This is a genomic window from Aeromonas sp. s4, from assembly GCF_040907855.1.
GTDB classification, from domain to species: domain Bacteria; phylum Pseudomonadota; class Gammaproteobacteria; order Enterobacterales; family Aeromonadaceae; genus Aeromonas; species Aeromonas caviae.
The window spans coordinates 23,425-37,508 of sequence record NZ_JBFOCP010000056.1 but is presented as its reverse complement, the minus strand read 5'-3'; the positions used below and the strand labels follow the sequence as shown (position 1 = coordinate 37,508).

14 protein-coding genes are annotated in these 14,084 nt (G+C 63.1%); 7 read left to right on the top strand and 7 right to left on the bottom strand.

Annotated elements, in window-relative coordinates:
- Nucleotides 1-143: 143 nt before the first annotated feature.
- Complete coding sequence (locus AB5Y89_RS18580) at nucleotides 144-1,244, bottom strand: glycosyltransferase family 9 protein (protein WP_049637090.1); 1,101 nt, start codon at nucleotides 1,242-1,244, stop codon at nucleotides 144-146.
- A gap of 138 nt (nucleotides 1,245-1,382) precedes the next feature.
- On the opposite strand from AB5Y89_RS18580, the gene AB5Y89_RS18575 reads away from it, so the two are divergent.
- Nucleotides 1,383-2,096, top strand: coding sequence for a 3-deoxy-D-manno-octulosonic acid kinase (locus AB5Y89_RS18575; RefSeq protein ID WP_010672321.1), 714 nt, complete (start codon nucleotides 1,383-1,385; stop codon nucleotides 2,094-2,096).
- A gap of 169 nt (nucleotides 2,097-2,265) precedes the next feature.
- A complete protein-coding gene (locus AB5Y89_RS18570) occupies nucleotides 2,266-3,129 on the top strand; it encodes a sensor domain-containing diguanylate cyclase (protein WP_053287970.1) in 864 nt (287 codons plus the stop codon).
- A gap of 63 nt (nucleotides 3,130-3,192) precedes the next feature.
- Here the strand turns inward: AB5Y89_RS18570 and AB5Y89_RS18565 are convergent, their stop codons facing one another.
- Nucleotides 3,193-4,047: a carboxylate/amino acid/amine transporter gene (locus tag AB5Y89_RS18565; RefSeq protein WP_368224264.1), complete on the bottom strand. Its 855-nt coding sequence runs from the start codon at nucleotides 4,045-4,047 to the stop codon at nucleotides 3,193-3,195.
- 42 nt (nucleotides 4,048-4,089) lie between these two features.
- On the opposite strand from AB5Y89_RS18565, the gene AB5Y89_RS18560 reads away from it, so the two are divergent.
- On the top strand, nucleotides 4,090-4,560 hold the full coding sequence (locus tag AB5Y89_RS18560; protein WP_029313393.1) for a DUF6314 family protein: 471 nt from the start codon (nucleotides 4,090-4,092) through the stop codon (nucleotides 4,558-4,560).
- Between the two features lie 105 nt (nucleotides 4,561-4,665).
- Here AB5Y89_RS18560 and AB5Y89_RS18555 read toward each other — a convergent pair whose 3' ends face one another.
- Both AB5Y89_RS18555 and AB5Y89_RS18550 read right to left on the bottom strand, forming a co-directional pair.
- Nucleotides 4,666-4,827 carry a hypothetical protein gene (locus AB5Y89_RS18555; RefSeq protein ID WP_010672325.1) on the bottom strand — a complete coding sequence of 54 codons (162 nt, stop codon included), beginning with the start codon at nucleotides 4,825-4,827 and terminating at the stop codon, nucleotides 4,666-4,668.
- Complete coding sequence (locus tag AB5Y89_RS18550) at nucleotides 4,812-5,711, bottom strand: DMT family transporter (RefSeq protein WP_042882104.1); 900 nt, start codon at nucleotides 5,709-5,711, stop codon at nucleotides 4,812-4,814. The genes AB5Y89_RS18555 and AB5Y89_RS18550 overlap by 16 nt, the downstream gene beginning before the upstream one ends.
- A gap of 91 nt (nucleotides 5,712-5,802) precedes the next feature.
- On the opposite strand from AB5Y89_RS18550, the gene AB5Y89_RS18545 reads away from it, so the two are divergent.
- Nucleotides 5,803-6,777, top strand: coding sequence for a LysR family transcriptional regulator (locus tag AB5Y89_RS18545; RefSeq protein ID WP_069651602.1), 975 nt, complete (start codon nucleotides 5,803-5,805; stop codon nucleotides 6,775-6,777).
- Here the strand turns inward: AB5Y89_RS18545 and trpS are convergent.
- Together trpS and AB5Y89_RS18535 are read right to left on the bottom strand one after the other, a co-directional pair.
- Complete coding sequence (gene trpS, locus AB5Y89_RS18540) at nucleotides 6,756-7,769, bottom strand: tryptophan--tRNA ligase (RefSeq protein WP_045522673.1); 1,014 nt, start codon at nucleotides 7,767-7,769, stop codon at nucleotides 6,756-6,758. The two genes, AB5Y89_RS18545 and trpS, sit on opposite strands and share 22 nt — an antisense overlap.
- Nucleotides 7,770-7,960: 191 nt before the next feature.
- Nucleotides 7,961-8,395 (bottom strand): universal stress protein, encoded by a 435-nt coding sequence (locus AB5Y89_RS18535; protein ID WP_010672329.1) that lies wholly within the window; start codon nucleotides 8,393-8,395, stop codon nucleotides 7,961-7,963.
- 452 nt (nucleotides 8,396-8,847) lie between these two features.
- On the opposite strand from AB5Y89_RS18535, the gene fabV reads away from it, so the two are divergent.
- Nucleotides 8,848-10,035 carry an enoyl-ACP reductase FabV gene (gene fabV / locus AB5Y89_RS18530; protein ID WP_368224263.1) on the top strand — a complete coding sequence of 396 codons (1,188 nt, stop codon included), beginning with the start codon at nucleotides 8,848-8,850 and terminating at the stop codon, nucleotides 10,033-10,035.
- Nucleotides 10,036-10,053: 18 nt separating this feature from the next.
- Here the strand turns inward: fabV and AB5Y89_RS18525 are convergent, their stop codons facing one another.
- Nucleotides 10,054-11,838: a diguanylate cyclase gene (locus tag AB5Y89_RS18525; RefSeq protein ID WP_161646759.1), complete on the bottom strand. Its 1,785-nt coding sequence runs from the start codon at nucleotides 11,836-11,838 to the stop codon at nucleotides 10,054-10,056.
- Between the two features lie 209 nt (nucleotides 11,839-12,047).
- Here AB5Y89_RS18525 and ftnA point away from each other — a divergent pair, with 209 nt between their 5' ends.
- Both ftnA and AB5Y89_RS18515 read left to right on the top strand, forming a co-directional pair.
- Nucleotides 12,048-12,572, top strand: a complete 525-nt coding sequence (gene ftnA, locus AB5Y89_RS18520; RefSeq protein WP_368224262.1) for a non-heme ferritin — start codon at nucleotides 12,048-12,050, stop codon at nucleotides 12,570-12,572.
- 162 nt (nucleotides 12,573-12,734) lie between these two features.
- Nucleotides 12,735-13,919 carry an NAD(P)/FAD-dependent oxidoreductase gene (locus AB5Y89_RS18515; protein ID WP_368211535.1) on the top strand — a complete coding sequence of 395 codons (1,185 nt, stop codon included), beginning with the start codon at nucleotides 12,735-12,737 and terminating at the stop codon, nucleotides 13,917-13,919.
- Nucleotides 13,920-14,084 lie beyond the last annotated feature (165 nt).

Genomic DNA, 14,084 nt, shown 5'->3' with positions numbered 1-14,084 from the left:
GTAAAGGCGGCGAATGTTAGCAGATGGGGGCGGATAAAAAAACGGCCGGAATCATATTCCAGCCGATCAAAATATCCGTAGCTTGCTGTGCGGGCGTTACCCGCATAGAGGGCCATTCTGCCCACGGAGCCGGGGCCGGGCCATCAGATTATCCCTGCGCCAGGGCTCGGAATTTCCGAGTTGCCCTGGGTCGGTAGAAGATGCTTGTCGGTACAGAGGCGGTCGAAGGCGGCGATGACCCGCTCGCGGCTTATCTTGGCCATGGCGTCCGGATCCTTGAGGCGGGTGCGCCAGCCGAGCTCGGCCAGCGGCTTGCCGGTCTCCTGCTCAATCAGTTCCTGATAGACGCTGACCAGATAATCCCGGCACAGATAGGGGCCGGTACGGGCGGGGTTGTGGTGGGCGTAGAGGCCGATCACGGGTGTCCCCACCAGGGTGGCCATGTGGGCCGGGCCGGTATCCGGGGCCAGCACCAGGCTCGCCTCGCCAATCAGCGCCAGCAATTGCTTGAGGCTGGTCTGCCCCACCAAATCTTCCGGCTTGCTCTGGCTGAGGCGCTGGATCTCGGCGGCGAGATCCCGCTCCAGCCTGGCCGGTCCGCCGCACAGATAGACCTGAAAGCCCTTGTCTGCGGCGTGATCCGCCAGCGCGGCGTAGCCGGCGGCAGTCCAATTCTTGAATGCCTTGCTGGCAGCGGCGCAGATGAGCAGGGTCGGCTTACCACCCACCTTCTCCCGGGCCCAGGTCTGGTGCTCGGCGCTGATGGGCAGTTGCCAGTCCGGGGTCAGATCTTTTATCCCGAGCTCTTTGGCGAAGGCGAGAAAGCCGTCCAGCACGTGGGGGGAGGCGGGTGAGGGGACCCGATGGTTGGTGAACAACCACTGACCGTCGCTGGCGCGCTCCCGATCAAACCCGAGTTTGACCTTGGCCTTGATGCCGAGGGTGGCGATGCTGGCGCGCATGGCGGCCTGCAGGTGGAGCAGGGCATCGAACCTGCGCCCCTTGAGGGTCTGCCAGAGATCGCGATAGCCGCGCCACCCCTTGCTCTTGTCGAAGGGAATGACCTCGACCCCCGGCAGATCGGCGAACAGGGTCGCCTCAATCTTGCCGGTGATCCAGGTGATGCGGGTCTGGGGCCACTCCCGCTGGATGACGCGCACCAGCGCCAGCGCGTGGCAGCAATCTCCGATGGCGGAGAGCCGCAGGATGCAGATGGAGGAGGGCGGCGTTTGGAACAGCGGCATGATGTGGCGCAACGATGGCAAAATGGATGGATGGCATTATGCAAACTCCCCTGTGGATTGTAAAATTGCGCCGGTTGCCCGACCGGCACGGCTTTCTGAATGGATGCCCTGCACCCACTATCGACCGGAATTCTCATCATGCTGACACACACCACCCACAACCAGGTCTGCTGGTATGCCGACGGAGTCTTCCGCGATCCTTCCCCTGCCTTGTTCGATCCTGTCTGGTGGCAGACCCATCGCCAGGTGGTGGGCTCTTCCATCGGCCGCGGGGTGACCTGGTTCGTGAAGGATGAGTCCCGTCACTTGGTGCTGCGTCACTACTACCGTGGCGGCATGGTGGGCAAGCTGGTGCGTGACCGGTTCTGGTTTGAAGGGGTGGAGAGCAGCCGGGCCATGGCTGAATATCGTCTGCTGGCGACCCTGAGTGAACAGGGGCTGCCGGTGCCGCGCCCCTTTGCGGCCCGCATGGTCAAGCAGGGGCCCTTCTATCGGGCCGACATCCTGATCGAGCGCATTCGCGGCGCCAAGGATCTGGTGGCCCTGCTCAAGCAGGGGCCGATCGCCGGTGAGGTGTGGCACAAGATAGGCAAAACGGTGCGCCAGTTGCACGATGCAGGGGTCTATCATGCGGATCTCAACAGCCACAACCTGCTGCTCGACAAGGAGGGCAAGGTGTGGGTGATCGACTTCGACAAAGGAGCCATCCGCTCCCCCGGCAACTGGCAGCAGGCCAACCTGGAGCGGTTGCTGCGCTCCTTCAACAAGGAGTCGCAACTGCACACCAGCTTCCACTTCGTGCCGGAAAACTGGCAGGCCCTGATGGCAGGCTATCAGGGCAAGGTGGCGTGACGTCGGGTTCCACTTCGTAGCTGGAGGCTGGCAGGCCCTGATGGCGGACCACCGGGGGCGAGAGGTGCGAGGCCAGCGATGCTGGCGCGGTTGCTCGGCGCCAGCACCAATGTTACTTATTGAGTGTGATTGCTTGGACAGATATTCAGATCCGGTTTCGAGGCGCGTGATGGAAAGGTATGAGACTCCCGGGGTTGAGGTCACCACTCCCCTTGAGGTGACGCTGATGGCACAGGCCATGGCGATGTTGGAGGCCGGGATCTGGACCTGGTCGGCCGGGCAGGGTCTGAGGCGGGACCCTTCCTGTCTGCAACTGCTGGGTCTGGAGGGGGGCGAGCTGGGAGATCTCGGCTGGCTGGATCGGGTACATCCGGATGATGCTCCCCGTCTGGCAGAGGCCCTGGAGGCCTGTCAGCATGGGCGCAGCAACGGGCTTCGACTCGAGTACCGCATCCTGCACCATCAGGGCCATTACATCCGGCTGGAGGAGCGGGTCCGTCGCGACGAAGGGGGTCAACTGCTGGGGGTGGTTCGCCATCTGGATGCCGCCATGGCGCCCCTGGAGGATCGCCACGACACGGATCCCCTCACCGGCCTCGAGAGCCGCAGCCACTTCGAGCTGTTGCTGGATGAACGGCTGGCCAGCGAGAGCGGCAGTTTCTGTCTGCTGCAGTTCAGCGTGGATCACCGCAGCAAGATCCTGCAGTTGTTCGGGGAGGCGGCCTGCGACGCCATGCTGGCCAAGCTGGCCCGCATCGTGCGCCGCGAGCTGCGCCGGGAAGATCCCTTCGCCCGTTGGGACGAAGACGGCTTCATCCTGATGCTCTCCCAGACCGATCGGCTGAGCGGCCTGGAGATTGCCGAGCGGCTGCGTCTCGAGATCGCCGACGCCAGCCTGCTGCCCCAGCGTCCGGTGACCGTGAGCATCGGCCTGGTGCAGAGCCAGAGTGCCGAGCAGCTCGATCACCTGCTGGCCCGGTTGGCCTCCTGCCACGGTCAGGCGAAGCGGGAACACAACGCCGTGGTCGGCTGACGGCCAGTCACTGTCCGCGTACCCATTGACGCCGATGGACCCATCAGCGTCAATGGTTTTCAGTCAGCGCTTACTGACCTGCTGACGCTGGCAGACCCAGAGAGAAGCCAGCATCAGCAGGGCGCCCAGACCGAGCCTGAGCAGGTCGGTATCCTTTCCCCAGAGCACCAGATTGACCAGCAGACCCGCGGGGATCAAGGCGTTGTTCATGATGGCCAGCACGCCGCTGCTGACCAGGGTCGCCCCCTTGTTCCACAGGAAGTAGCCGAGCCCGGATGCCCCGACCCCCAGCCAGAAGAGGATGCCCCATTGCAGGGAGCTGGCGGGATATTGAGGTTTGCCCAGCAGCCACCAGGCGGGCAGGGCGATCACCAGGGCGCCCAGATAGAAGCAGCCGAACACCGCCAGCTGGGGCGGCTGCTCAGCCTCCCGGGCCAGCAGCACCTTGTAGCCTACCTGGCCCAGAGCGAAGCAGACGTTGGCGCCCTGCACCACCAGGAATCCCAGTACATAGTTTTCGGTCAGGCCGTCGAAACGGATGACGGCCGCCCCCAGCACCGCCAGCAGGGCCCCCCACAGATAGACAGGCTTGAAGCGCCCTTCCAGCAGGTCGTGGATCAGGGTGACATAGATGGGGGTGAAGATGGTGAACACCAGCACTTCCGGTACCGTCAAGAGCAGGAAGGAGTGGTAGTAGAAGAGATACATGATGCCGAGCTGGATGGCACCGAGGGCCATCAGCTTGGCCACCAGATCGGGGCGCAGCCAGCGACGGCGCAGGAAGGGCAGAAACACCAGGCTGGCGAGCACGATGCGGGTCAGTACCGAGAAGTAGGCATCCACCTGACCGGCAAGGTAGACCCCGATCAGGCTGAAGGAGAAGGACCAGAGCAGGGTAACCCCTATCAAGTAGTTCATGTGATTGAATTGTCGTCAGTTGTCAATTTGGAGGGCGCTATGATGGCCGAGTTGGAAGGCGCGATCCAGCGTTTATGGGAAGGGTTGTCACAGATCGGAGCATTTGCCTTCGAGGCGAGCAACGGGGCCGGATCCGCCACCGACTGGTGCGGTCGCGGGGAGGGGGCCGTGGTGGTGACCGATCACCATGGGGGGTGGCTGTATGCCGAGACGGGTCGCTACACCACGCCCCATGGCCGGGAGCTGACCATGCACAACCGCTTCTGGTGGCAGCGCACCGCACGGGGGATCATGCTCTCCCACCTGCGCTACGAGCAGCCGGTGATGTTGTTCGAGCTGTTGCCCCGGGGGGACGGGCACTGGGTCACGGCCGAGCCTCACCTGTGCGGGCAGGATCACTACAGCGCCGAGCTGACCGAAACCGGCGAGGGTTTCCTGCTCGCCTGGCAGATAACGGGGCCGCGCAAGAACGAGCGGTTGAGTTATCGCTACGGACCAGAGGCGCAGAGATAAAAAAACCGGCGCAGGGCGCCGGTAGAGGGGACAAATCGGAGGTTTTGTTAAAACGGTCCCAAAAACAGGAGAGATACACTCTCGTCACACACGCAGAGAGGGTCTTCAGGCATTCAGTGCATAGTTCAGCATGGCTTGCAGCTTGCTGTCGAAGAACCAGGGCAGCAGCACCATCAGCAGACCCAGCACCCCGGCCAGCCGGTGGCGATACTGCCAGCCGGCTATCAGTACCAGACCGCCGCAGAGGGTGGTCAGGATGCCTGACATAGGGCAGCCTCCCGCTGTTGGCGGCGCTGCTGTGCCCACTGGTTGAGGGCGACCGAACCCAGGATCAGGGCCAGCGCCACGCCCGTGGTGGACTGGATCTGCTCGCCGAGGAACAGGGCTCCCAGCATGACGCCGAACAGCGGCACCAGGTAGTTGCTGAAGGAGGCGAAGGTCGGGCCCGCCTTCTGGATCAGCGCCATGTAGAGGAAGTAGACCAGGCCGGTACAGAAGATCCCCAGCATGGCGACGGCGCCCATGGCCTGCTGGCTCGGCAGGGTGAGGGTGCTCAGGTCGGCCACGAAGGGCGCGGCCAGCAGCAGCTGGATGGCTGAGGAGATCAGGATGTTGCGGGCCACGACCACAGGATGGTCCTTGGCGAAGCGCTTGATCATCAGCAGGCCGATGGCGAAGCAGCTGGCACCGAACAGGATGGCCATGGCACCGAGCAGGCCGGCATTCATGCCGCTGGTCAGCTTGGGCCAGAACAGTACCAGCACGCCGACGAAGCCGATGATCACGGAGACGAGGCCGCCCTTGGTGATTCTTTCACCAGAAATAAACAAGGGAGCCGCCAGAATGGTCACAAAGGGGATACAACCCATGACCACGGCCGCGATGGCGCTGTCCACATACTGTTGTCCCCAGGCCACCATGATGAAGGGGATGGTGGCGTCGAGCAGGGCGATCAGCATATAGGTTCGCCAGGGTGTGTGTTCACTCTTGAGGCGCATGAACAGGCAGAGCAGACCCAGGGTCAGGCTGCCGCACAGGGCGCGTCCGGCGGCCACCATGATGGGGGGCAGTTCAGCCACGGCCTGGTGCATGAAAATGAACTGGGAGCCCCACAACAGGCCGATCGCCAGCAACAACAGATAGCTACGCATTTGAATCTCCGATGTAATTCGCCTGCGCATTCTATGCAATCTGCTACTATGCCAAAAATGAATTGTCGTCATTCAACTATGGCCAATATCGATGGAACTGCCCCTCTCCCGCCTCGACCTCAACCTGCTCACCGTGTTCGACATGCTGATGCAGGAGCGCAACGTCACCCGTGCCGCCGAACGGCTGCACCTCTCCCAATCCACCGTCAGCCATGCGCTGGGACGCTTGCGCCAGGCGCTGGATGACCCGCTGTTCGTGATGAGTCGGCGCGAGATGATGCCGACCGAACGGGCCAAGGCGCTGGCGAGCCCGGTGCGCCAGGCGCTGGCCATGCTGGAGCAGGGGCTGCGTCAGGCCAAGGGATTCGACCCGGCAAGTGCGCGGCGGATCTTTCGCATCGCCACCCCGGGCTCGGTGGAGCACGGCCTGGTGCCGGTGCTGGTGGAGTGGATGGTGCAGCAGGCTCCCCACTGCCGACTGGAAGTGTGCGAGCTGGCGGACAGCGACTACGAGCGGGAGCTGGAGAAGGGGGAACTGGATTTGGTGATCGGGTTTGCCGGTGCCAACCACCTCTCGCCCCGGTTGTGGCGCGAGGAGTGGTTCAGCAATCCGCTGGTCTGTTTGTCGCCCCTCGGCAGCGCTCTGCCCGACATGCTGGGGCCGGGAGAACTGGTCAGCCGCCCCCATATCCACACCTCCAGCTGGGGCCACAGCCAGGCCATGGTGGATCTCTGGCTGGCCCGTTTCGGGGTGGCGCGGGAGCTGGGGGTCAGGCTGCCGAGCTTTATGGCGGTACCGCCGCTGATGGCGACCGGCCGCTACCTGGTGGTGGTGCCCGAGATGATCGGGCGCCACTTCTGTCGCCACTATCCGTTGCGCTTGCACCAGCTGGAACCCGCCATCCCCATCGTCTACCTGATGGCGGGCCACCCGCTCAGTGCCCATGACGAGGCGATCGGCTGGTTCAAGGGGCTGTTGCACCGGCTGGCGAGGGAGCGCTACGGCGCGGATGCGCTCGGCCATCCCGCGCCGCAGGGGGCAGATCACGCCAATCCGGAGAAGTAGTCCAGCCCCATCGCCCCCTTCACCTCGGCCAGCACCTCGTCGGTGAGGGCCCGGGCCTGCTCGGTACCCTGCTGCAACAGGCGCAGCAGCTGGCGCTTGTCGGCGATGGCTGCCTCGCGCCGCTCCCGCATCGGAGCGAGCAGGGTCTGCAGGCAGTCGTTGAGTACCTGCTTGCAGCGCATGTCCCCCAGACCACCGCGCTGGTAGTGGGCCTTCATCTCGGCCACCAGGGCCTTGTCGGGGTGGAAGGCATCCAGATAGGCGAACACCGTATTGCCCTCCACCTGACCCGGATCGCTCACCTTGAGGTGATTGGGGTCGGTATACATGGCGAACACCGCCTGCCTGATCTCGTCGCTCGACATGCCGAGTTCGATGGTGTTGCCAAGGGACTTGGACATCTTGGCCTTGCCGTCGATGCCGGGCAGGCGGCCGGTGTCGCTCAGGATGGGCAGGCACTCGGTCAGCACCTCTTTGCCAACCAGGGTGTTGAAGCGGCGCACTATCTCGTTGGTCTGCTCCAGCATGGGCAGCTGATCCTCGCCCACCGGCACATGGGTGGCACGAAAGGCGGTGATGTCGGCGGCCTGGCTGACCGGATAGACGAGGAAGCCGGCGGGCAGGCTGCGCTCGAACCCTTTTTGCTGGATCTCGGCCTTCACCGTGGGGTTGCGCTCCAGCCGGGCGACGCTGACCAGGTTGAGGTAGTAGGTCGTGAGTTCGGCGAGGGCGGGCAGGGCGCTCTGCAGGCAGAAGGTGGTCTTGGCCGGGTCGAGGCCAGCGGCCAGGTAGTCGGCCATCACCTCCAGCACGTGATCGGTCACCTTGGCCGGGTTGTGGCCGTTGTCGGTCAGCGCCTGCAGATCGGCGATCATCACGAACTGGCGGTAATGGTGCTGGGCGGCCACGCGCTGGCGCAGGGAGCCGACGTAATGGCCGATGTGCAGTTTGCCGGTGGGGCGGTCACCGGTCAGGATCACGGGGTTGTGCATGTCACTCTCTCCAGTTGGGTGAGCCGGGAGGCGACAAAGGGATGAAAACAATGACCGCCTCTCGGCGGTCACGGTGTTTTCTTTGGGAAATTCTACATAGAAAAGCAGTGCCGCCTGTTTAGAAGCAGCACCACCAGTAGTTGTGATTGAATGAGGTCATATTCATGGCAAATCACACTACGCCTGTTCGATCACTTCTGCAAGGGCACGACCAGCATGTCGCAGGGCACGGTATTCATCAGCTGGCGTGCGCTCGAGGTGAGCAGGCTCCAGAAGCTCTGGCGATGGCCGCACACCAGCAGGTCGATCTGGTAGTCCTTGACCGCCTGGTTGACCCGCTCGCTCAGATCGCCGCAGATCACCAATTTCTTCTCGATGGGGTAGTCCACCGAGGCGAGGAAGGCTTCCAGCTTCTCCTTCGCTTCGGCGATCACCTGGTCCTGCACGTTGTCGATGTCGATGTCGATCATTTCGGTGTAGAGATCCTTGAGGTCCACATCCACATGGATCACCGACAGCTTGGCGCCGTTGGAGCGGGCCCGGTCGACCGCCTTCTCGATCACCTTGCGGTTGTCTTCCGACAGGTCGATCGCGGCCAGTACGTGTTTGTAATAGGTTCCATTCATGGGAGTTCTCCTCACTGATCCTGGGTCCACTATACCAATGTCTGCTGAAACTAAAACGGCATCGTCGCCACAGTTTCAGGATTTGCCTGACCCCGAACCGGAAGGCGTAGAGGTGCAGGTGGCCGGGGAGTGCATATTTTGAACAGGAGTTTGACGCCGGTCACAGGCGTGCTATTGCCCCCGGGAAGGTGGGGGAATAGGATGTGCCCGTGCTTCGCAATGAACACAAAACAACAAAAAGCATCTGAATACCGCTTTGGGGAGCCTCGCGCTCCCTTTTGTTTTTCTGCCCTCTTCCAGCCCATATCCCGTCCGACATCAAGGTAATCCCGCCCCCCTTGGTTATGCTGTAGCCAGTTCCCTTGGCAAAACGGCCAGGGCTCCTCACCTGCAACCGGGTGACGCTGTCATGGCCGTTTCTCATGTCCCACCGATGCACCGGAGAGTCCTTCATGATCATTCATCCCCAGATCCAGGGTTGTGTTGCCCGCAATTGCCACCCCATGGGTTGTCGCGCCGCCGTGCTGCAACAGATCGAACAGGTGCGGGCGGCGGGGCCGTTCAACGGGCCGAAACGGGTGCTGGTGCTGGGGGCATCGTCCGGTTTCGGGCTGGCGTCCCGGATCGCGCTCACCTTCGGTGCCGGGGCCGATACCCTGGGCGTCTCGTTCGAGCGGGGTCCCTCCGGCAAGGGGCTCGGCAGTGCTGGCTGGTACAACAACATCTGGTTTCGTCAGGCGGCGGAGCAAGCCGGTCGCATCGCCGTCAACCTGATCGGGGATGCCTTCTCCGACACCATGCGCCAGCAGGCCATCGACGTCATCCGCCAGCAGCTCGGGCAGGTGGATCTGGTGGTCTATTCGCTGGCGAGCGGAGTCAGGGTGATGCCGGATGGCACGCAAGTGCGCTCCGTGCTCAAGACCACCGGCCAGCCATTCAGCGGCTGGGGGCTGGATCTGGAACAGGACACCCTGGTGCAGCAGTCGCTGGTGCCAGCCACCCCGGAGGAGATCCGCGACACCGTCAGCGTGATGGGTGGCGAGGATTGGCAGCGCTGGATGCAGACATTGCAGCAGGCGGATTGCCTGGCCCCCGGCGCCCGGACCGTTGCCTACTCCTATATCGGCCCCGAGTCCACCTATCCCCTCTATCGGGACGGCACCATCGGCTATGCCAAGGAGCACCTGCACGCCACCGCCGAGACCATCAACCTGCAACTTGCCGGGATTGGCGGTCATGCCTGGGTGTCGGTCTGCAAGGCGCTGGTGACCAAGGCGAGCGTGTTTATTCCGGTGCTGCCTGTCTATCTGGGCCTGTTGATGGGGGTGATGAAGGAGCGTGGTGTCCACGAGGGCTGCATTGAGCAGATGCAGCGGCTGTTTGCCGACAAGATGTACGGGCCCAGAGGGGTCGTCGCCGATGGCAACCGGCTGATCCGGATGGATGACCACGAGCTTGAGCCAGCGGTGCAGGCCGCCGTCTCGGCACTCTGGCCCAAGGTGACGCCGGAGAACTTCCGCGCCCTGGGGGATTTTGCAGGGTTGCGCCAGGAGTTCATGCAGCTCAACGGCTTCGAGCTGCCGGGGGTGGATTACGGTGCGCCGGTGAACGTGGCGTCACTCACTGAGCTGACGCCCTGACACCCGCACGAGGGGGCATCAGGCAACGTTGCAGGCCAGTTCAGGGGAAAGATTGGGAGACTGGGCCAGCACGGTCTGGTTGCGCCCCTGGCGCTTCGCCTGATACATGGCCATGTCGGCCCGATGGATGAGCTGGCTCAGGCTGTCATCCTGCGTCGAGCGTTCCGCCACTCCGATGCTGATGGTCATGTGGGGGGCGGCCAGGTAGGCGATCCGGCTTCTCAGCTGCTCCGCCTGCCGCCAGCAGGTGGCCCCGTCCTGGGTCATGGCCACCAGAAATTCTTCCCCGCCCCAGCGCCCGATCAACTGCTGGTCCGGCGCCCAGCTCTTGAGCTCCCTGGCCAACTGCCGGATAGCCTGATCCCCCGCCTGGTGACCATGCTTGTCGTTGATCTGCTTGAAGTGATCGATGTCGATGATGAGCAGGGTCAGGGGCGTTTCGTGCAGCCACTGCTGACCCAGTCTCTCCAGCAGGGCGCGCCGGTTGGGCAGACCGGTCAGCTGATCGAAGGTGGCGAGCTTGTAGAGGTGGCGCGAGCTGCGGTGGAGCCTGCGGGTGGTGAGCCCGAGCAGGATCAGGGCGACGGCCAGCAGCACCAGCAGCAGCAATTGGTAGTAGCGGGCACTCTGCTGGTAGAGCAGTTGCTGGCGCTTGCTCTCGTTTTCCTGCTGCAACGCGCGATTGCTGGCCTCGCTGCGAGCCAGATCCATCTCGACCTGGAAGGCGGCCGCGTGCTGGCTCAGGGTCTGGTTGAAGTGCTGCTTGTAGTACTGCATGTAGCGGGTCATGGCCCCGTAGGCCTCGGGGTAGCGGCCCAGATCGGCCAGTAACCTGGCCTGCATCGCCCGACCATCCATGGAGAGAGGGGCGGTGTGCTCCATCAGCAGTTGCAGGGCCAGCTGCTTCTCGCCACGACCCAGCAGGGTTCTTGCCCTGATCTCGGTCAGACGGGAGGCCGCCTGCGGGCTATCCAGCCTGTCATAGATGGCTTGTGCCTCCTCCAGGCTGCGCCAGGCTGAGTGCCAGTCCGCCCGTGCGTTGAACACCATGGCCTGGTAGCCGAGGACGATGGCGCGATAGTGGGGTGACAGGCTCGGCGTGGCCAGCAGGGTATCGAGCAACTGGCTGGCTCTGGCAGGCTGGCCCATGTCGATGTAGAGCCTGGCCATGTTGGCCCGGATGATGGCCTGGCTGTTGGGTTCGTTGAGCTGCACCATCTGGCCGAGGGCATCCTGATAATAGGTCTCGGCCTCACGGTAGAGATTGAGGTCCGCATAGAGATTGCCGAGGGTCATCAGCAGACGGCCGCACTGCAAGGTGGAGAGGATGGAACCCGGCTCTTTCTGCTTGAGGTGATAGGCGGTCTTGAGCTCGAGGATCGCCTCTTTCATCTGCTGGGTACGGTAGAGGGCGAGCCCGTTGAGGGCATGCCACTCCGAGACCTGCCTGGGGTGATGCCGGACCGCCGGCCAGAGCTGGGTGAGCAGCTCGAGCGCCTGATCCGGCGTATCGGCATCCAGGGTCAGGGCAATCTGCTGCAACCGGAAGTCGAGCAGGCGAAGGGTCTCCTGCTGGGCATTGGCCAGACCGCGGGCGCGGGCATTGTCGCGCTGTGCCTGTGGATAGCGGCCAAGGGCTGCCTGGGCCAGGGACCTGGCGTAGAACAGTTCCATATCCTGCTGGGGACTGGCGTCGAGGCGCTGCAGATAGCCGACGGGATCGCGCGCCGCCTGCAATTCAGCCTCTTTCAGCAAGGAGGGAGCTGCCTGCAACTGGGTCATCCAGAGCAGCGCCAGTGCCATTATGAATCTCATTGAATCCTTTCCCCGACCAATGGCGCCATCATAATGGCTGATGTCACCTACACCATGTTTCTTTGCTTCTCTATAACCGTATGGGGGAGAGGATGAGGTGAAAAGTCGTCGCAACTGCGGGGTGCGTCGGTTGTCTCTGGTTGCGTCAGGATGCAACAGTGGCGACAATCGTGGGCAAATCACAGTGGAGAATCATCATGTTGGCCAAAGCCATGATCGAGAAGTTGAACGAGCAGATTAATCTTGAATTCTATTCCTCCAACCTCTACCTGCAGATGAGCGCCTGGTGCGAGGACAAGGGCTTCGAGGGGGCCGCCACCTTCCTGCGCCAGCATGCGGTCGAGGAGCGCCAGCACATGGAGCGCCTGTTCACCTACGTGAGCGAGACCGGCGCCATGCCGGTGCTGGGGGCCATCGAAGCGCCTCCCCATGAATTCAAGTCCCTGGGTGACATCTTCCGCACCACCCTGGAGCACGAGTATCACATCACCAAGTGCATCAACGGTCTGGCCCATGTCGCCTTCACCACCCAGGATTACTCCACCTTCAACTTCCTGCAGTGGTACGTGGCCGAGCAGCACGAAGAGGAGAAGCTGTTCAAGAGCATCGTCGACCGTCTGAGCCTGGTGGGCGAGGATGGCAAGGGCCTCTATTTCATCGACAAGGAGCTGGCCGAGCTGGCCAAGGGCGCCCCGGCCAGCATCATGGACGGCAACGTCTGATAGTCGTGGACACTTAGTGTTCAGTCAGTACAATGACGGCCCCTTGTAAAGGGGCCGTTTTCTATTTGCAGGTGTCCTTGTACCGCTGTGCTGGTGTCTGCCGGGTACAATGACGGTCCTTTAAGGTAAAGGGGCCGTTTTTCTTTTGATGGGTGAGTGACGATGAAACAGGTGGATGTGGTGGTGATCGGTGCCGGGGCGGCCGGATTGATGTGTGCGGCCCAGGCTGGCTACCGGGGTCGCTCCGTGCTGGTGCTCGACAACGCCAAGAAGCCGGGCCGCAAGATCCTCATCAGTGGCGGCGGTCGCTGCAACTTCACCAATCATCAGGTCGGTCCCCATGCCTTCCTTTCGGCCAACCCCCACTTCTGCAAATCGGCGCTGGCGCGCTATACCCAGCAGGATTTCATCGATCTGGTGGACAGGCATGGCCTGAACTACCACGAGAAGACCCTGGGCCAGCTCTTCTGCGACGACAGCGCCAAGGATATCGTCGACATCCTGCTGACCGAGTGCGACTGGGCTGGCGTGACCCTGCAGTTCCAGACCGAGATCCTCACCGTCAGCAAGACAGATGAAGGCTTCATGCTCGACACCAACAAGGGGGAGATCGCCTGCTCGTCGCTGGTGGTCGCCACCGGCGGCCTCTCCATGCCGAAACTCGGTGCCACCCCTTACGGCTTCAAGCTGGCGGAGCAGTTCGGCCTCACCGTGCTGCCGACTCGCGCCGGGCTGGTGCCCTTTACCCTGCATCAGGCCGACAAGGAGGCCTTCGCCGATCTGGCGGGGGTCAGCCTGCCGGTGGCGGTGACCGCCGAGGACGGCACCCGCTTCAAGGAGGCCATGCTGTTCACCCATCGCGGCCTCTCCGGCCCCGCCATCCTGCAGATCTCCTCTTTTTGGCTGGCGGGGGAGAAGATTCACATCAACCTGCTGCCGGATCTCGACATTCCAGAGACCCTCAAGACCTGGGCCCAGGCCCATCCTGCCCAAGAGCTGAAAACCGTGCTGGGGCGCGAGCTGCCCAAGCGCTTCGTCGACAAGCTGGTGGAGCTGGGATGGCTGGTGAGCAAGCCGATGCGCCAGTACAACGAACGGGAGCTGGAGGCGGTGGCCACCCTGCTGGGGGATTGGCAGATCCTGCCTAACGGCACCGAAGGGTATCGCACCGCCGAAGTGACCCTGGGGGGAGTGGATACCAACGCGCTCTCCTCCAAGACCATGGAGGCGCGCACCGTGCCCGGCCTCTACTTCATCGGCGAAGTGGTCGATGTGACCGGCTGGCTCGGTGGTTACAACTTCCAGTGGGCCTGGTCGTCGGGCTGGGTGGCAGGCCAGTACTGCTGAGGGATGCCGCATCCTTGCTGTGAATGGTCCCGTCAGCGGCCTCTCGGGTGACAACTTCCAGTGGGCTCGGTCGTCGGGCTGGGGGAGAGGCCGTACTGCTGACAAAGAGGCTCGGCGGATGAGTCCGAGCGGATCGGGCCGTGTCAGGCGGCCCGAGTGATGGAA